Origin of the sequence: Pigmentiphaga sp. GD03639 (genome assembly GCF_029845405.1) — a bacterium.
In the GTDB taxonomy this organism is placed as follows: Bacteria; Pseudomonadota; Gammaproteobacteria; order Burkholderiales; family Burkholderiaceae_B; genus Pigmentiphaga; species Pigmentiphaga daeguensis.
Map to the genome: position 1 here is coordinate 262,290 of NZ_JAOCLR010000006.1, position 17,841 is coordinate 280,130.

Annotated in this window: 16 protein-coding genes and 1 tRNA gene; 4 read left to right on the forward strand and 13 right to left on the reverse strand. The window is 67.8% G+C overall.

Annotated features, from left to right (window positions below; genetic code table 11):
- Nucleotides 1-7 precede the first annotated feature (7 nt).
- From nirD to N5K27_RS09345, 7 genes are all read right to left on the reverse strand, one after another.
- A complete protein-coding gene (nirD, locus tag N5K27_RS09315; RefSeq protein ID WP_207958696.1) occupies nt 8-334 on the reverse strand; it encodes a nitrite reductase small subunit NirD in 327 nt (108 codons plus the stop codon).
- Nucleotides 334-2,778, reverse strand: a complete 2,445-nt coding sequence (gene nirB / locus N5K27_RS09320; protein ID WP_279815941.1) for a nitrite reductase large subunit NirB — start codon at nt 2,776-2,778, stop codon at nt 334-336. The genes nirD and nirB overlap by 1 nt, the downstream gene beginning before the upstream one ends.
- Nucleotides 2,779-3,100: 322 nt before the next feature.
- A complete protein-coding gene (locus N5K27_RS09325; RefSeq protein WP_279815917.1) occupies nt 3,101-4,261 on the reverse strand; it encodes a CmpA/NrtA family ABC transporter substrate-binding protein in 1,161 nt (386 codons plus the stop codon).
- A gap of 14 nt (nt 4,262-4,275) precedes the next feature.
- Nucleotides 4,276-4,854, reverse strand: coding sequence for an ANTAR domain-containing protein (locus tag N5K27_RS09330; protein ID WP_087838542.1), 579 nt, complete (start codon nt 4,852-4,854; stop codon nt 4,276-4,278).
- Nucleotides 4,855-4,864: 10 nt separating this feature from the next.
- Nucleotides 4,865-5,665 carry an ABC transporter ATP-binding protein gene (locus N5K27_RS09335; protein WP_132980621.1) on the reverse strand — a complete coding sequence of 267 codons (801 nt, stop codon included), beginning with the start codon at nt 5,663-5,665 and terminating at the stop codon, nt 4,865-4,867.
- A gap of 18 nt (nt 5,666-5,683) precedes the next feature.
- Nucleotides 5,684-6,604, reverse strand: a complete 921-nt coding sequence (gene ntrB, locus N5K27_RS09340; protein WP_279815918.1) for a nitrate ABC transporter permease — start codon at nt 6,602-6,604, stop codon at nt 5,684-5,686.
- Between the two features lie 22 nt (nt 6,605-6,626).
- The gene (locus N5K27_RS09345; RefSeq protein WP_279815920.1) at nt 6,627-7,904 is read right to left on the reverse strand and encodes a CmpA/NrtA family ABC transporter substrate-binding protein; all 1,278 of its coding nucleotides are present in this window, start codon (nt 7,902-7,904) and stop codon (nt 6,627-6,629) included.
- Nucleotides 7,905-8,277: 373 nt separating this feature from the next.
- Here N5K27_RS09345 and N5K27_RS09350 point away from each other — a divergent pair, with 373 nt between their 5' ends.
- The gene (locus N5K27_RS09350; RefSeq protein ID WP_087838539.1) at nt 8,278-10,494 is read left to right on the forward strand and encodes a TonB-dependent receptor; all 2,217 of its coding nucleotides are present in this window, start codon (nt 8,278-8,280) and stop codon (nt 10,492-10,494) included.
- A 67-nt stretch (nt 10,495-10,561) separates the two neighbouring features.
- Nucleotides 10,562-11,779, forward strand: coding sequence for a multidrug effflux MFS transporter (locus tag N5K27_RS09355; protein WP_279815922.1), 1,218 nt, complete (start codon nt 10,562-10,564; stop codon nt 11,777-11,779).
- Here N5K27_RS09355 and N5K27_RS09360 read toward each other — a convergent pair whose 3' ends face one another.
- Genes N5K27_RS09360 through hemA form a run of 6 tightly spaced genes read right to left on the reverse strand, consistent with a single transcriptional unit; the run spans nt 11,780 to nt 16,258 of the window.
- Nucleotides 11,780-12,169, reverse strand: coding sequence for a hypothetical protein (locus N5K27_RS09360; protein ID WP_087838537.1), 390 nt, complete (start codon nt 12,167-12,169; stop codon nt 11,780-11,782).
- Entirely contained in the window at nt 12,166-12,684 is a 519-nt protein-coding gene (locus N5K27_RS09365) for a nucleoside 2-deoxyribosyltransferase (protein WP_087838536.1), read from the reverse strand. The genes N5K27_RS09360 and N5K27_RS09365 overlap by 4 nt, the downstream gene beginning before the upstream one ends.
- Before the next feature lie 16 nt (nt 12,685-12,700).
- A complete protein-coding gene (gene grxD / locus N5K27_RS09370) occupies nt 12,701-13,027 on the reverse strand; it encodes a Grx4 family monothiol glutaredoxin (protein ID WP_087838535.1) in 327 nt (108 codons plus the stop codon).
- Nucleotides 13,028-13,064: 37 nt separating this feature from the next.
- The gene (gene prmC, locus N5K27_RS09375) at nt 13,065-13,889 is read right to left on the reverse strand and encodes a peptide chain release factor N(5)-glutamine methyltransferase (RefSeq protein ID WP_279815924.1); all 825 of its coding nucleotides are present in this window, start codon (nt 13,887-13,889) and stop codon (nt 13,065-13,067) included.
- Between the two features lie 5 nt (nt 13,890-13,894).
- On the reverse strand, nt 13,895-14,974 hold the full coding sequence (gene prfA / locus N5K27_RS09380; RefSeq protein ID WP_087838533.1) for a peptide chain release factor 1: 1,080 nt from the start codon (nt 14,972-14,974) through the stop codon (nt 13,895-13,897).
- Between the two features lie 6 nt (nt 14,975-14,980).
- Entirely contained in the window at nt 14,981-16,258 is a 1,278-nt protein-coding gene (gene hemA / locus N5K27_RS09385; RefSeq protein ID WP_158213378.1) for a glutamyl-tRNA reductase, read from the reverse strand.
- Nucleotides 16,259-16,458: 200 nt separating this feature from the next.
- Between hemA and N5K27_RS09390 the strand changes: the two genes are divergently transcribed.
- A tRNA-Phe gene (locus tag N5K27_RS09390) sits at nt 16,459-16,534 on the forward strand.
- Nucleotides 16,535-16,712: 178 nt separating this feature from the next.
- Nucleotides 16,713-17,841, forward strand: a 1,129-nt coding sequence (locus N5K27_RS09395; RefSeq protein WP_279815928.1) for an integrase arm-type DNA-binding domain-containing protein, incomplete at its 3' end; no start/stop codon positions are given.

Sequence of the window (17,841 nt, forward strand, 5' to 3'; positions counted from 1 at the left end):
CCCGCCTTCAGTCCAGGCCCAGGTAGACCACGCCTTCGTCCACGCGCACGGGGAAGCGGCGCGCGCATCCCTCGTCGGGCGCCCGGGCGCGGCCGTCCTCCAGCCCGAGCTGCCAGCCGTGCAGCGGGCAGGTCACCGATTCGCCGTGCACGATGCCTTGCGACAGCGGCCCGGCCTTGTGGGGACACCGGTCCAGCAGCGCGAAGACCTTGTCCTGGGCGGTGCGGAACACCGCCAGGTTGCCCTCCGCGCGCTCGACGACGCGGCTGCCCAGGCGCGGGATGTCGTCGACCCGGCACAGGCGTATCCAGGGGTGTGCGTCGTGGGCGCTCATCATGCGATTTCCTCCGAGACCAGTTTCAGGGGGATGTATTCGCGGGCGGCCTTGCCGTCCACCCGTTCGGCCCAGGGGTCGCGCAGGCCCTGCAAGGCATGCAGCAGGCGTTCGTGCAGCGCGCGGCGGCCGGCGGCGTCCTCGACGATCCGGCGCTTGACGTAGTCCAGGCCCACGCGCTCGATGTAGTGCACGGTCCGGTCCAGGTACCAGGCTTCCTCGCGATACAGCTGCAGGAAGGCGCCGGCATATTCCTTGACCTCTTCCGGCGTCCGCACCTTGGCCAGGAACTGCGCCACCTCGGTCTTGATGCCGCCGTTGCCGCCCACGTAGATCTCCCAGCCGCTGTCGACGGCGATCACGCCCACGTCCTTGATGCCCGATTCGGCGCAGTTGCGCGGGCAGCCCGACACCGCCAGCTTGACCTTGTGCGGGCTCCACATGTTGGCCAGCATGGTCTCCAGCTCGATGCCCATCCGCGTGCTGTCCTGCGTGCCGAAGCGGCAGAACTCCATGCCCACGCAGGTCTTCACGGTGCGGATGGACTTGCCGTAGGCATGGCCGGAGTTCATGCCCAGGTCGCGCCAGACGGACACCAGGTCTTCCTTCTTCACGCCCAGCAGGTCGATGCGCTGCCCGCCCGTGACCTTGACCATGGGGATGGCGTATTTGTCGGCCACGTCGGCGATGCGGCGCAGTTCGTCGGGATTGGTCACGCCGCCCTTCATCTGCGGCACCACCGAGAACGTGCCGTCCTTCTGGATGTTGGCGTGCGCGCGCTCGTTGATGAAGCGGCTTTGCGGATCGTCCACCGCCTCGTGGGGCCAGGTCGAGATCAGGTAGTAGTTGATCGCGGGCCGGCAGGTGCTGCAGCCGTTGGGGGTGCGCCAGTCCATGAACTCGTAGACCTGGGCGTGGCTCAGCAGCCGGTGCTCGCGTATGGCCTGGCGCAGCGCGGCGTGGCTGTGGTCGGTACAGCCGCATACCGCCTTGGTCTTGGGCGCTTCCTGGAAATTGGAACCCAGCGTGTTCATCAGGATCTGTTCCACCAGGCCGGTGCACGAGCCGCAGGAACTCGCGGCCTTGGTGTGCTTCTTGACGTCGTCCACGGTGAACAGGCCCTGGTCCTGGATGGCGCGCACGATGGTGCCCTTGCAGACGCCGTTGCAGCCGCACACCTCGTCGGCGTCCTGCATGGCCGCCGCGCGGCTCTGCCCCTGCACGCCGGCGTCGCCCACGCTCGATTCGCCGAACATCAGCCGGTCGCGCAGTTCGCCGATGGCACGCCCCTCGCGCAGCAGCTTGAAGTACCACGCGCCGTCCACGGTGTCGCCGTACAGGCAGGCGCCGACCAGCTTGCCGTCCTTGATGACCAGCCGCTTGTAGACGCCGCCGGCCGGATCGGACAGCACGATGTCCTCGGTGTCGGCGCCGCCGGTGAAGTCGCCGGCCGAAAACAGGTCTATGCCCGTGACCTTGAGCTTGGTCGACAGCACCGAGCCCTTGTACGCGCCATAGCCCAGCTCGGCCAGGTGATTGGCCGCCACCTTGGCCATCTCGAACAGCGGCGCCACCAGGCCATACGCCGTGCCGCGGTGGTTCACGCATTCGCCCACGGCGTAGATGCGCGGATCGAAGGTCTGCAGCACGTCGTTGACGACGACGCCGTTGCGGCAGTGCAGGCCGGCCGCCTCGGCCAGGGCGGTGTTGGGCCGGATGCCCACGGCCATCACCACCAGGTCGGTCTCGATCTCCGAGCCGTCCTTGAAGCGCACCCCGCGCACGCGGCCGGCGTCGTCGCCCAGGATCTCGCTGGTCGAGCGGCCCAGCAGGAAGTCCAGCCCGCGATCGGCCAGCGAGGCCTCCAGCATCTTGCCGGCGGTGCGGTCGAGCTGGCGCTCCAGCAGCCAGTCGCCCAGGTGCACCACGCTCACGTCCATGCCGCGCAGCTTCAGCCCGTTGGCGGCCTCCAGGCCCAGCAGGCCGCCGCCGATGACGACCGCGCGGCGCTGGGTGCGGGCCGCCGCGATCATCTTCTGCGTGTCCTGGATGTCGCGGTAGGTGATGACGCCGTCCAGGTCCCTGCCCGGTATCGGCAGGATGAAGGGATTGGATCCGGTGGCCAGCAGCAGGCGGTCATAGGGCGCCTCGGTGCCGTCGGCAGCCACCACCACGCGGCGGCGCCTGTCGATGTGCGCGACGGGCGTGCCGGTGCGCAAGTCAATGCCGTGTTCCTCGTACCAGGACAGGGGATTGAGCACGATGTCCTGGAAGTCCTGCTCACCGGCCAGGACCGGCGACAACAGGATGCGGTTGTAGTTCGGGTGCGGCTCGGCGCCGAAGACCGTGATGTCGTAGCGGTCGGGCGCCAGCGTCAGCAGCTCTTCCAGCGTGCGTATGCCCGCCATGCCGTTGCCCACCACGACCAGTTTCGATCTGTTCATCATGTTCGACTCGATCAGACTGTTCCGGAAGCGACAACGGCGTCCCGCCGCAGCAGGGCTGCGAGGGGACGCCGTTGTCCGGGGCCGGGCCGCCCAGGGTGCGGGCGCCCGGAAATGCGTGCCGCGCGAGCGGCCGCATCCTGGATTAAGCAAGGGGCGTGCCGGATGGGCGGAAACCCGGTGGCGCCCTGCATGGGCGGGGCTGGACCGGGACGGAAGGCGGGGTTCGCCCGGGCCGCATGCACCGGCCTTGTGCGTTCCGTGCCCACGGCGCACCCCGGCGGGGCGGCCGAGCCCGTTTCCGCGTGCGCGCGCGGCGCCTTCAGGCCCGGATGTCGAAGCCGCGCGCGTAGCCCGCGGCATGGCCGCCGTCCCAGGTCCGGCCATCCATGAGCCGGCTGGAACGCATGGTGGACGCGGGTACCGCCACGCCCAGCTGCGCGGCCGCCTCGCGGTACAGGTCCAGCCGGTTGATGGACTGCGCGATGCGCAGATAGTCAGGATCCTCGCGCAGCATGCCCCATCGCCGGTACTGCGTGGCCATCCACATGCCGTCCGACAGATACGGATAGTTGGCCTCGCCGTCGGCGAAGAAGCGTATGCCGGGCGCGCTGCCGTCCGCGGCCTTCTCCGGCAGCAGGCGCGCGGCGATCACGTCGCGCGGCGCGTCCACGAAATCGGGCAGCGCCAGCCAGGAGGCCGCCTCTTCCCTGTGGGCGGGGACGTCCAGGTAACGGCAGGCTTCCAGCAAGGCCATGATCAGCGCCCGCGCCGTGTTCGGATGGCGATCGGCGAAGTCGCGCGTGCAGGCCAGCACCTTCTCGGGGTGGTTGGGCCAGACCTCGGACGTCAGCGCGACGGTAAGCCCCTTGCCTTCGCTCTGCGCCAGCGCGTTCCAGGGTTCTCCCACGCAATAGCCGTCCACGTCGCCGCGCCGCAGCGCCTCGGCCATCTGGGGTGGCGGGATGACGGTACTGCGTACGTCATGCAGCGGATGGATGCCGTGCGCGGCCAGCCAGTAGTACAGCAGCATGGCGTGGGAGCCGGTCGGAAAGGTGTGGGCGAAGGTCAGGCGATCGGGCGACCCGTGGATGACGCGGGCCAGCGCCGCGCCGCTGGCCGCCCGGGCGGCCAGCGCGCGCGACAGCGTGATGGCCTGGCCGCCCTGGTTCAGCGACATCAGCATGGCCATGTCGCGCTGCGGCCCGCCCAACCCCAGCTGGATGCCGTATCCCAGTCCATACAGCGCATGCGAGGCATCCAGGTCGCCCGACAGCAACCTGTCGCGCACCGCCGCCCACGAAGGCTGCCGTTGCAGGACGATCTCCAGCCCGTACTTGCGGTCGTAGCCCCGCGCCACCGCGATGACCAGCGGCGCGCAATCGGTCAGCGCGATGAAGCCCACGCGCAACTGGGGTTTTTCGGGCGCATCGGACCCCGCGATCACGCGGCCCGCCTGCGGCGCCGGGGGAGAGGAGGACATCGGGGTATCTCCGTTCATGGGCATGGCGGCTCCGACCGCGACAGCAACTGCCGCGCGACGTCGCCCAGCCTGACGCCCTGTTTCATGGCCTGGCCGCGCAGCAGTTCGAATGCCTCGGACTCGCCCAGCCCGTACCGGTCCATCAGCCAGCCCTTGGCGCGGTCGATGTCCTTGCGGTCGGCCAACTGTTGCTCGACCTCGGCCAGGCGCCGCCGCAGCTTGTCTTCCTCGTCGAAGCGGGCACAGGCCACCTCGAGGATGGGAACGAGCTTCCCGGGCGCCATGCCGTCGACCACGTAGGTCGTGACACCCGCGCGCACCGCGGCCCGGATGACGGACTGGTCGGCGGCGTCCGAGAACATGACCACCGGCCGAGGCGCCGAGGCGTTCATGACCGCCAGTTGTTCCAGCGTGTCGCGGGTGGGCGATTCGGTATCGATCAGGATCACGTCCGGGCGCTGGGTCTCGACGGCGTGCAGCAGCGCGCGGGCATGCGCGACGTCGGCCAGGATCTCGTAGCCCGCCCGCTGCAAGGCCTCGCGCAGTTCGGCGATGGGCTTGTCGGTGTCGTTGACCAGCAGGACTCGAGGCATGGGAAGACGGTCAGGCCGCCTCGCGCGCGGGGTGGCTTTGCTTGCGGTAAAGGAAGTCGATGACGGCCGTGCGGCACGCATGGTAGTGCTCGTCGTCCGCCAGTTCGACCCGGCTGCGCGGCCGGGGCAGGCGCACGTCCAGGATCTCGCCTATGGTGGCGGCCGGGCCGTTGGTCAGCATCACGATGCGGTCCGACAACAGCACGGCCTCGTCCACGTCGTGGGTGACCATGATCACCGTGCTGCCCGTCTTGGCCACGATCTCCAGCAGCTCGTCCTGCAGGTGCGCGCGGGTCAGCGCGTCCAGCGCGCCGAATGGCTCGTCCATCAGCAGCACGTCGGGTTCGATCGCCAGCGCGCGGGCGATGCCCACGCGCTGCTTCATGCCGCCCGAGATCTCGTGCGGCAGCTTGTGCTCGGCATGGGCCAGGCCCACCAGTTGCAGCGCGGCCAGCGTACGCTCGCGCAGCCGCGCCTTGCTCTCGGTGGCGCCGAACACCCGTTCCACGCCCAGGTGGATGTTCTTGTAGCAACTCAGCCAGGGCAGCAGCGAGTGGTTCTGGAACACCACCGCGCGCTCGGGGCCCGGGCCATCGATTTCGCGTCCCGCGCAGATCAGCGCGCCGGAGGTCGGGCGCGTCAGGCCCGCCACGAGATTGAGCAGCGTCGACTTGCCGCATCCCGAATGGCCGATCAGCGAGATGAACTCGCCCTTGGCGACGGTCAGGTCGATGTCGCGCAGGGCCACGAAGCTGCCCTTGCGGGTCTTGAAGACCTGGCCCACGTTTTCGATGCTGAGGAACTTGTCCATGGCGATTCCTTGTTCGTGTCAGTCGGCGTAGGTGAAGCGCTTGACCAGTTGCGTCAGCAGGACTTCCAGCACCAGCCCGACGATGCCGATCACGAAGATGGCGATGACGATGTGCTCGACCTTGAGGTTGTTCCATTCGTCCCACAGCCAGAAGCCGATGCCCACGCCGCCGGTCAGCATCTCCGCGGCGACGATCACCAGCCAGGCCGTGCTGATGGACAGCCTCACCCCCGTCAGCATGTAGGGCAGCACGGCGGGAAACAGCACGCGCGTCATGACCTTCCATTCGGACAGCTTCAGCACCCGCGCCACGTTCATGTAATCCTGCGGCACGCGCGTCACCCCGACCGCGGTGTTGATGATCATCGGCCAGATGGAGCAGATGAAGATGGCCCAGATGGCGGCCAGGTTGGCCGCCTTGAACAGCAGCAGGCCCAGCGGCAGCCACGCCAGCGGCGAGACCGGGCGCAGCAGGCTGATCAGGGGCGAGACCACCGCGCTGACCGCGGCGAAGCGGCCGATGACGAAGCCGGCCGGGATGCCGACCAGCGCCGCCAGGCCGAAGCCGATGGCCACGCGCCGCAGCGACGACAACAGGTTCCAGCCTATGCCCTGGTCGTTGGGCCCGTTGTCGTAGAAGGGGTCGGAGAACAGCGCCAGCGCCGCCTTGCCCGTCACGGCCGGGGTGGGGATCTCGGGGATGGCGTTGGACACCAGTTGCCAGGCCAGGATCAGCAGCGCGAAGCCCAGGCAGGGGCCCGCCACCGTCTTGACGAGGGTTTCCCAGACGCCCCGCCAGTCGACGCGGGCGAGCAGGGGCGGGCGGGACGGCGCGGCCGGGGTTGGCACGGACGAGGCGGTCGCATGCAGGCCGATGACTTCGGCAACAGGCGGAGCGGCGGCGGGGCCGGGGGAAAGGGTACGGGCCGTGGCGGTCATGGCGGGGCTCCCGGGGCGGCGCTCAGGCCGCGTTGATCTTGAAGCCGTCGGCATAGGCGGCGGGATTCTTCCCGTCCCAGACGACGCCGTCGACGAGCTTGGACGAACGCATCTCCGACTTGGGCAGCGAGACCCCGGCCGCGCTCGCGGCCTGCTTGTAGACGTCGATGCGATTGACCTGCCGCGCCGTCGCGAGATAGTCGGGATGGCTCTTGAGCAGGCCCCAGCGCTTATGCTGGGTCAGGAACCACATGCCGTCCGACAGGTAGGGGAAGTTGGCGGCGCCGTCGTTGAAGAATTTCATCGCGTCGGGGTCGTCCCAGGTCTTGCCCAGGCCGTCCGAGTAGCGCCCCAGCATGCGGTCCAGGATCACGTCCATGTCGGTGTTGACATACGACTTGGCGGCGATGGTCTCGGCCGTCTTGCGGCGGTTGGAGGCCGAGGCGTCGATGAACCTGCCCGCCTCCAGCACCGCCGCCGTCACGGCGCGCGCGGTGTTCGGATAGCGTTGCACGAACTCCGCGGTCGTGCCCAGGACCTTCTCGGGATGGTCGGTCCAGATGCCCTGGGTGGTGGTGGCCGTGAAGCCTATCCTGTCGATGATGGCCCGCGCGTTCCAGGGCTCGCCCACGCAGAAACCGTCCATGTTGCCGACCCGCATGTTCGCCACCATCTGCGGCGGCGGCACGGTGATCACCTTGGCGTCGCGCATGGGATTGATGCCGTGGGCGGCCAGCCAGTAATAGATCCACATCGCGTGCGTGCCGGTCGGGAAGGTCTGCGCGAAGGTGTACTCGGCCTTTTCGCTCTTCATCAGCTTGGCCAGCGTGACGCCGTCGCGCACGCCCTTGTCCTTGAGCTTGCCGGAAAGAGTGATGGCCTGGCCGTTGTTGTTCAGGTTCATCAGCACCGCCATGTCCTTGCGCGGGCCGCCTATGCCCAGCTGCACGCCGTAGATCAGGCCGTACAGGACGTGGGCCAGGTCCAGCTCGCCGTTGACCAGCTTGTCCCGCACGCCGGGCCACGACGCTTCCTTCACCGGCGTGATCTTCACCCCGTACTTCTTGTCCAGCCCGAGCGTGGATGCCATCACCACCGAGGCGCAGTCGGTCAGCGGGATGAAGCCGATCTTGACCTCGGCCTTTTCGGGCGCGTCCGAGCCCGCCGCCCAGGCGCCGGCGCGCACCAGCGGATCGACCAGGCTCATGAGGCCCGTGGCGGCGCCGGCTGTCAGCAGCCTGCGCCGTCGCCCATCGGGGGCGGCTGCAGGCGAAGAATCGTGCGAGGGGGTCTGTGTCATCCGGCGCTCCAGGCAAAAAAAAGCGTTCCGCGCGAACAAGGCCGTGCCTGGTCGCCGCGGAACGCCGTTGTTCCTACCGCTGAGTTGTCTACCGGCCCGCATTGGCCGGCACATCCATCAAGCAATAGCCATGCCATCGGCCGTATGCCCGGAAACCCCGCGGATGGCGCCAAGTGCGCACCCCAATCTTGTGCAATGCACCAAAGACGTGCCCGGAAACGAGGCGAGCGGACCCGGATTCGACAAATGATGATAAGAATGATTATTATTCGTGCCGTTCAGCTTTGTGTAAGTCAGCTTTTTGTCAGGTTCGCCCGAGGCGTTCTGCGGCGCCCGCGCGGATTCCCCCCCATCCACCTGGAGAACTTCAAGAATGGCTTTAGCCGCCCGGGGCATTCCTTTCCTGCTGTCCACGTCCCATCTTGCCGTCCTTGCCGCGCTTGCCTCCGGCAAGGTCCTGGCGCAGGAAGCCACGACCGAACTCGCGCCCATCGTCGTGACGGCGACCGGCTACGAGCAGGAAATCAAGAACGCCCCCGCCAGCATCACGGTGATCGGACAGGAGGCCCTGCAGGAGAAGCGCTACAACAACCTGGCGGAAGCCCTGAGCGAGGTCGAAGGGGTGGACGTGCGCGGCAATACCGGCAAGACCGGCGGCCTGAACATCAGCATCCGCGGCCTGCCCAGCGAGTACACGCTGATCCTGATCGACGGCCGGCGCCAGAACGCCGCCGGCGACGTCACGCCAAACGGCTTCGGCGAGACCAGCACCAGCTTCATGCCGCCGCTCTCGGCCATCGAGCGCATCGAAGTCATCCGCGGGCCCATGTCCACGCTCTACGGCTCGGACGCCATGGGCGGGGTGGTCAACATCATCACCAAGAAGGTCGCCACGGCCTGGGGCGGCTCGATCACTTTCGACAAGGGCATCCCGCAGAACAGCGACTTCGGCGATACCTCCAACGCGAATTTCTACGTAAGCGGCCCGCTGGTACCTGACATGCTGGGCCTGGCCGTGCGCGGCGGCATCTTCAACCGCGGCGCGACCGACATCGACCTGCCCGAGGGTACGGGCAGCATCAGCAAGCGCGGACCGGCGCCGGTGGAATCGCGCATCTACACGGCCGGCGCCAAGCTCACGCTGACGCCGAACAAGCAGCATGATTTCTGGCTGGATGTCGACCGCTCGCGCCAGTGGTACAACAACGACGAAAGCCAGCTCGGCACGCTGGACGACCCGTCCACCAACACCTACAACGGCTACAGCCGCGACCTGCGCTTCAACCGCGACCAGTTGGCCGTCGGCCACACCAGCCGGTTCGAGTTCGGCACGCTGCAATCGAGCCTGATGGTCAACAACACCGAGACGCTGGGCCGCACGGTGCCCAACATCGCCGCCAATTCGCCGCTCGCGGCGGTGCTGGTGCCGGGCGCGCCCCGCAAGCTGGAAACCACCAACGTCGTGCTCGACACCAAGCTGGTCAAGGCCATCGGCGACTCGCACATGCTGACCCTGGGCGGCCAGTACTGGGATGCCGAGATGACGGACAGCCTGGCCACCCAGCGCTACAAGCAGACCACCAAGTCGCTGTTCGCCGAGGACGAATGGCGCCTGCGCGAAGATCTTGCCCTGACCACCGGCGTGCGCTACGACCACCACGATGCCTTCGGCGGCCATTTCAGCCCGCGCGGCTACCTGGTCTGGAACACCACGCCCAACTGGACGGTCAAGGGCGGTGTCAGCCGCGGCTACCGCACGCCTCGCCTGAACCAGCTGCACGACGGCATCAATGGCATCAGCGGCCAGGGCCGCACGCTCACCATCGGCAATCCCAACCTCAAGCCCGAGGTCAGCACCAGCACGGAATTCGGCGTCAACTACGACAACCTGGCCGGCCTGACCGCCAATGCGACGCTGTTCCACAACCGCTTCAAGGACAAGATCTCCGCCGCGGCCAAGGGCATCCCGAACTGCGACTACGCGGCCAACCCCAACCAGCCGGGCTGCATCTCGATCGGCGCGCTGCCCACCCAGGCCGAGTTCGGCCAGCAGGTCAACCTGGAGCAGGCCACCACGCGCGGCCTGGAGCTGGGCACCCGCGTGCCGCTGGCGCCACGCTGGACGCTGGGGCTGAACTACACCTTCACCGACAGCGAAGTGAAGAACGGCGGCGTCTACGGCGGCAAGCTGGCCGACACGCCCAAGCACATGGCCAACGCCAACCTGCGCTGGCAGGCCACCGACAAGTTCGCCATGTGGCTGCGCGCAGAGTTCCGCGGCAAGAGCCGGCGCTTCGACGGCGATCCGGCCGCGCTCACCGGCGACAACCTCCTGGCCCAACAGCAGGTGGGCGACCTGAAGGCCTACTCGCTGCTGCACCTGGGCGGGTCCTACAAGGTCTCGAAGAACGTGACCCTGACCGGCACGGTCTACAACCTGCTGGACAAGGACTTCATGAAGTTCAAGTCCTACGTGAACGGGGCCGGGGAGACGGTGTACCTGAACGAGTACATCCATTCCGCGCAATCGACCCGGGGCACCATCCAGCCGGGCCGCACGTTCTGGCTGGCCGCCAACATCACGTTCTGACGCGGGATCCGGTCCGGCTCCCGTCGGGGGCCGGGCCGGCGGGGGCAAAGGCGGTAAACTGCCGGCCATGCGCATACGTCCCGACTCCGCGGCTTTCGTCCTGCTTCTGGCCTCATTGTCCGCGCTGCCGGCGCTCTCCACCGACATGGCGCTGCCCGCCCTGGCCGCCATCGGCCTGGACCTGCACGTTCCTCCCTCCAGCGCCGCCCTGACCCTTAGCCTGTTCCTGGCCGGCTTCGCCATCGCGCCGCTGGCCTACGGCCCCCTGGCCGACCGCTACGGCCGCCGCCCCATCGTACTGTTCGGCGGCGTGCTGTTCTCGCTGGCCAGCGCGGCGTGCGCACTGGCGCCCAGTCTGGCTTCGCTGCTGGTGTTCCGGGTGCTGCAAGGGGTGGGGGCGGGCGCCGGCTCGGTCATGGCGCTGACCATCGTGCGCGACCTGTTCCAGGGCCACATCGCGCGCGCCCGCCTGTCGTATGTCGCCAGCATGCGCATCGTCGCGCCGATGATCGCGCCCACGCTGGGCAGCTGGGTCATGTACTTCGCCGGCTGGCGCTCGATCTACGGGGTGATGGCCCTGGCGGGCGTGGCGACGACCCTGGCGGTGTACCTGGGCATGGCCGAGACCCGGCCGGCGGATGCCGCGCCCGTGCGCATCTCGGTGGGCGCGCTGCTGCGCACCTACGCGCGGGTGCTGAGCAATCCCGTCCTGCTGGGCAACACCCTGGTCAACGCGCTGACCTTCGGCTGCCAGTTCGCCTACATCACCGGATCGCCGCTCTTGATGATGCAGCTGCTGGGCATGTCGCCGCAGGCCTTCGGCGCCGTGTTCGCGATGACGGCATTCGGCATCATGGCGGCCTCGCTCATCAACGGCCGCCTGAACGCGCGCGGCATCGCGCCCCACAAGCTCCTGTGGACCGGACTGATCCTGTCGAGCTCGACCAGCGTGCTGCTGGCGGTGCTGGGGTTCGCCGATGCCCTGTCGGCGTGGTCGCTGGTGCCGCTGCTGATGCTGAACACTTTCTCGTTCGGCATGATCGCGCCGAACGCCTCGCACGCGGCGGTGGAACCGCTGCCCGAGGTGGCGGGCGTGGCCTCGGCCGTGGTCAGCTGCGTGATGATGGCGGTGGGCGCGCTGTCGGGATCGCTGGTGACCATGCTCTACGACGGCCACAGCGCGCGGGCCATCACCGGCATCATGGCCGTGTGCACGCTGTCGGCCCTGTCCCTGTATGCGTTCTGGGTGCGGCGGCTGCCCGCGGCCGCCCACCGGCGGGCCTGATCAGCGCAGCACGAAGCCGCCGACCTTGCCGCCCTGCAGGTTCAGCGTGCCGACCAGGTCGTCGCCGCCGTCCTTGAACGTGATCTTCCACAGCGAGAATTCGTAGGACTGCTGCCGGTAGTCGCCCAGGCGCTGCACCTGGTAGCCGGCATGCAGGCGCGGTCCCAGCTGCGTCGCCACGGCATCGAACTGGGCGCGGTCCAGCTTGGCGAAATCGGCGCTGCCCGAGGACACGAATTGCTGGTAGTTGCCGGCTTCGATGGCCGTCAGCAGTGTCTTGAGCATCTGCGTCTCGGTCTCGATGGCGGCCGCGTCGGCGGCATGGCCTTGGGGGGCATGGAGCGCGGCGGCCAGCGCCACGGCCGCGAGCGCGTTGCGCGTGACATTCATGATGACTCCTGGTGGGAGGGAGAGGCCGCATGCGCCGCGGCAATGGCTTGCAAGCAGTCGTCGGGGCCGCCCCGGACCAGGGTGACGCTGCAGGCCAGCATCAGGTTCAGGCCCAGTCCGAAATTCTCGACCAGGTGGCCCCGGGCGTCGACCGGACGGCCTTGGGCATCCGTGCCGGTGGCGACGCGCTGCGCCAGCGGCCGCGTATCGTCGGCGTAGGCCCAGACGGGCTTGCCCCGCGCGGCCGCATAGCCGATCTCGAACGCCGTGCCCGAATCCGGCTCCTGGCCACGGAAAGGCGCCAGGTTGGCCATCACCACGTCGGCCCGCTCCAGCAGCGCCAGGTTGGCCCGGTAGATGCCCCGCGCCGCGTCCGGGGACGCGGCGTGCGTAACCGGTTCATCCAGGGGAAACAGCCCTTCATGGCCGTGCCGGGCGCAGGCCGCCTTCAGCCGTTGGCCATGGGCGCGGGCGTCGGGCCGGAATACGTCCGGCCCGGCCAGGTAGATCCGCATGGCGGGCGGTTCCGGATCAGGCCACGACGCCGGCGTCCGTCAGCAACTGCTTCAGTTCGCCGCTTTCGTGCAGTTCGGCCAGGATGTCCGAGCCGCCGATGAACTCGCCCTTGATGTAGAGCTGCGGGATGGTGGGCCAGTTGGAATATTCCTTGATGCCCTGGCGGACCGCGTCGTCTTCCAGCACGTTCACGGTGGCCAGCTGGCGCACGCCGTTGGCCTTGAGCAGCTGGATGGCGCGCCCCGAGAAGCCGCATTGCGGAAACTGGGCGGTGCCCTTCATGAACAGCACGACAGGGTTGTCGGTAACGGTCTGCCGGATGAAATCTTGCACGTCGCTCATGGCGATCCTCGTACAGAGTGAAAGGTGATGATGTCGATTATAGGTACCCGCCGGAAATCCGCTCGATGCCCGCCAGGTCGCGGCGGCTTTCGACGCGGGCGAATCCGGCCGCGTGCAGCAAGTCCCGCACCCGGGCGGCCTGGTCCCAGCCATGCTCCATCCAGAGCGCGCCGCCGGGCTTGAGCCAGGCCGGGGCGCCGCGGACGATGGCGCGCAGCGCCTCCAGCCCGTCGGCCCGGTCCGTCAGGGCCAGCGGCGGTTCATGGCGCAGGTCGCCTTGCGACAGGTGCGGATCGGCGGCGGCGATGTAGGGCGGATTGGAGACGATCACGTCATAGGTGGGGGCGGGCGCGGCACCGTTCAAGGCCCTGTACCAGTCTCCCCGGGCGAACGTGACGGCAGCGCCCAGCCGCGAGGCGTTGGCGGCGGCCACCGCCAGCGCCTCGGCGCTCAGGTCCGTGGCCTGGACCGCCGCGTCGGGACGCGCCAGCGCGATCGAGACGGCGATGGCGCCGCTGCCGGTGCCCAGGTCCAGCACACGCGGGTTGGCCCGGCCGCGCAGGTGCTCCAGCGCGGTTTCCACCAGCAGCTCGGTTTCGGGGCGGGGAATCAGCACCGCCGGCGACACCTGGAAATCGTGGCCCATGAACTCGCGCTCGCCCAGCAGGTAGGCCATGGGCTCGCCATTGCCGCGCCGCCGCGCCCAGTCCCGGAAGACCGCGGCCCGGTCGTCGGGCAGGGCCTCGTCGTCGTGGGCGATCAGCCACGCACGGCCGACGCCCAGGGCCCGCTCGAGCAGCATGCGCGCCTCCAGCAGCGGCAGCCCGCTGCCGGCGATCAGCTCGCGCGCGCAGGCCGCCATGGCGTTCAGTCGTCGCCCAGCGCGGCCAGCAGCTCGGCCTGGTGTTCCGAGGCCAGGGCGGAGATCAGCTCCTCCAGGTCGCCGTCCAGCACGTTCTGCAGCTTGTACAGGGTCAGGTTGATGCGGTGGTCGGTCACCCGGCCCTGCGGGAAGTTATAGGTGCGGATGCGCTCGGAACGGTCACCCGAGCCGACCAGGCTCTTGCGGTGCGCCGCTTCCTTGGCGTGGCGCTCGCGCTGCTCCTTGTCCTTGATGCGGGCGGCCAGCACCTTCATCGCCTTGTCGCGGTTGCGGTGCTGCGATCGGTCGTCCTGGCATTCGACCACGATGCCCGTGGGCAGGTGGGTGATGCGCACGGCCGAATCGGTCTTGTTGATGTGCTGCCCGCCCGCGCCGCTGGCGCGGAAAGTGTCGATGCGCAGGTCGGCGGGATTGATCTGCACCTCGGCCACCTCGTCCGCTTCCGGCATGATGGCCACCGTGCAGGCGGACGTATGGATGCGGCCTTGCGTTTCGGTGGCCGGCACGCGCTGCACGCGATGGCCGCCCGATTCGAACTTGAGCTTGCCGTAGGCGCCGTCGCCCGCGATGCGCGCGATCACTTCCTTGTAGCCGCCAAGCTCCGATTCGCTCATCGACATGATCTCAACCTGCCAGCGATTGCGCTCGGCATAGCGGGTATACATGCGCAGCAGGTCGCCCGCGAACAGCGCGCTCTCGTCGCCGCCCGTGCCGGCGCGCACTTCCAGGAACAGGCTGCGGTTGTCGTCCGGGTCGCGCGGCAGCAGCAGGATGCGCAGCTCGCCTTCCAGTTCCTCCAGCCGGTCCCGGCCCGCGCGCAGCTCTTCCTCGGCCATGGCCTTCATGTCGGGATCGCCCAGCATCTCCTGGGCCGTCTCGATGTCCGCCTCGGTGCCTTCGTACTGCTTGAAGCCATTGGCGACCGGTTCGATCTCCGAGCGTTCCCGCGACAACTTGCGAAAGGTGTCCATGTCGCTGGCGGTTTCAGGCGCCGCGAGCAACGCGTCCAGTTCGGCAAGGCGTCGAGACAACTGCTCGAGCCGGGCCCGCATCGATGCTTTCATGAAAGGCTAGTGGTTGCGCTCAGAGCGCGACGAGAACAGGCGCGGCAACCAGGCCAGCAGCTGCTGGCGGTCGGCGCCTTCGCTATGGTTGAGGGCGGACAGCGGACCGTGCAGGTACTTCTGCGTCAGGCCATGCGCCAATTGTTCCAGGACTTGCTCCGGCGCATCGCCCCGGGCCAGCGCCTTGCGGGCGCGATCCAGTTCGGCCTGCCGCATCGCGTCGGCCGCCTGGTGCAGGTCACGGATGACCGGCACGATGGTGCGCGTATCCATCCAGTGCATGAAATTCTGTACCCGGGTCTCGATGATGGCCTCGGCCTGCACCACCGCCGCCTTGCGCGCGTCGGACGCGTTCTGCACCAGGCGGCCCAGGTCGTCCACCGAATACAGGTAGACGTCGTCCAGCCGGCCGACCTCGGGTTCGATGTCGCGCGGCACTGCCAGGTCGATCATCACCATCGGCCGGTGGCGCCGCGTCTTGGTGGCGCGTTCCACCATGCCCAGCCCCAGGATGGGCAGCGAACTCGCGGTGCTGGACACCACCACGTCGAAATCCGCCAGCTTCTCGGGCAGTTCCGACAGCCGCATCGCACCGGCCGAGAACTTCGAGGCCAGCGTCTCGGCCCGTTCCACCGTGCGATTGGCCACCACCATCTTCTTCGGATGATGCGCGGCCAGGTGCGTCGCACAGAGCTCGATCATCTCGCCCGCGCCGATCAGCAGCACATTGACCTCGGCCAGGTCGCCGAACACCCGCTCGGCCAGCCGCGCCGCCGCCGCGGCCATCGACACCGACTGCGCGCCGATCGCGGTCTGCGAACGGACCTCCTTGGCCACCGAGAACGTGCGCTGGAACAACTGGTGCAGCAGCGTGCCCATCGCCCCGGCTTCCTCGGCGGCGCGCACGGCGTCCTTCATCTGCCCGAGGATTTGCGGCTCGCCCAGCACCATCGAATCCAGCCCGCTGGCCACGCGGAACGCGTGCCGGACGGCGTCGTGATGGATATGCCGATACAAATGCGGCTGCAGCGACCGGTTGTCGAACTGGCGATAGTCCGCCAGCCAGGCCGGCAGATGCTCGGCCACACCCGGTTCGGCCGCACAGTAGATCTCGGTGCGATTACAGGTGGACAGGATGGCCGCTTCGCGCACCGCGCCCCCGAACGCCGACCGCAACCCCGCCAGCGCCGGGCGAACCAGCTCCAGCGGTAGCGACACCCGTTCCCGCACCGAGACCGGGGCGGAGACGTGGTTCAGGCCGAATGTAAGGACGTCGACGGACATGGGCAGGAAAAAGGGCCCGGATGAGGAGGGCCACCCGCCATTATAAAGGGTCGGGGCGGGGGAGGGTGCGACGGGCGGTCGCATAGGGCCGAGCGCTTTGCCAAGCGGGAAAAAAGTGTGTAATATCCTGCGTTCTTTACGGGACGCGCTTAATTTCGCGTAGCCGTAAAGCGTTTCGTTGCAGCGCTCGTTGCGACACTGGCCTGGTAGCTCAGTTGGTAGAGCAGCGGATTGAAAATCCGCGTGTCGGTGGTTCGATTCCGCCCCAGGCCACCATCCCCCTTTCCCATCCGGTTTCACAAAGTCCCATTTTCCTTGAGAAAACATGGGCTTACGCCAGAAGCCTGTCCCATAGCGTTGCATCGGGTTCCACCGAATCCCGGGGTTTTTGTTCCCCGACGTGTTCCCTTACCCTGTTCCCTGTCTATCTGGGGAACACGCCGGGAGCGCGGCTATGAGACTCACTGCCAAGATCATCGAACAAGCCCAGCCTGCGGACAAGGAGTACCTACTGTCCGACGGGGACAAGCTCTATCTTCGTGTCCGTCCAGGCGGCGGCAAGAGCTGGCAGTTCAACTATCCCAGCGTCGACGGTAGGCGGGTCAAGCTGACGCTGGGTCCCTACCCGGAGATCTCTCTGGCCGGTGCCCGAGACCTCGCGGCGGAACAGCGGCGGCACCTTGCCATGGGCAAGGATCCTCGCGTCAGAAAGCATGAAGAACGCCAGGAAGCCGTGCGCCAGGCGCTGGCCACCTTCGAGAAGGTGGCGCGCGAGTGGCATGCTCACGCGACCGAGCTGCACGAGTGGAGCGAGAGCTACAGCCAGAAGATTCTTCGGCAGCTGGAACTGCATGCCTTTCCCAGACTGGGGCGCCACCCCATCAACACCCTCAGCCAGATGGATGTCCTGCAGTGCCTGGAGGCGGTCTCTCTGGCCGGCACGAGGGAGACCGCCATCCGCCTGCGCGAAAGCCTGCAACGCGTTTACGCCAGGGCCGTCACAGTCGGCGTGCTGGAGCCGGGCGAGAACTTCATGGCCAAGAGCGTTGCCGACTTCAAGTTGCGCACCCCTAGGGTGAAGCACTACGCCACCATGCTCGATCCCGAGAAGATCGGGAAGCTCTTGCGCGACATCCGCGGCTACAAGGGGCACTACACCGTCTGCTGCGCTCTGCAGATCATGCCCTACGTGTTCCAGCGGCCCGGTCAGATACGCATGATGGAATGGGAGCAGCTCGACCTAGATGCCGGCATCTGGACCTGCCCTCCGCACATCATGAAGCTGCGGGAGATTCACAAGTTCGACAATCAGACGCCCCCGCACATCGTGCCGCTGCCGCGTCAGGTCATCGAGATCCTTACCCGGTTGCACACGATCACCGGCCCATCGGGACCTGTGTTCAAGAGCGTATCCCGCCGGCGAGGGAAAGACGGCTTCTCTCGGTACATATCGAACAACACGATGAACAGCGCGCTGCGCGCCTTGGGCTACGACACCCAGCAGGACATCACCGGGCATGGCTTCAGGGCAATGGCCCGAACGCTGATCCGTGAAAAGCTCGGTTGGGACAGGGAACTGATCG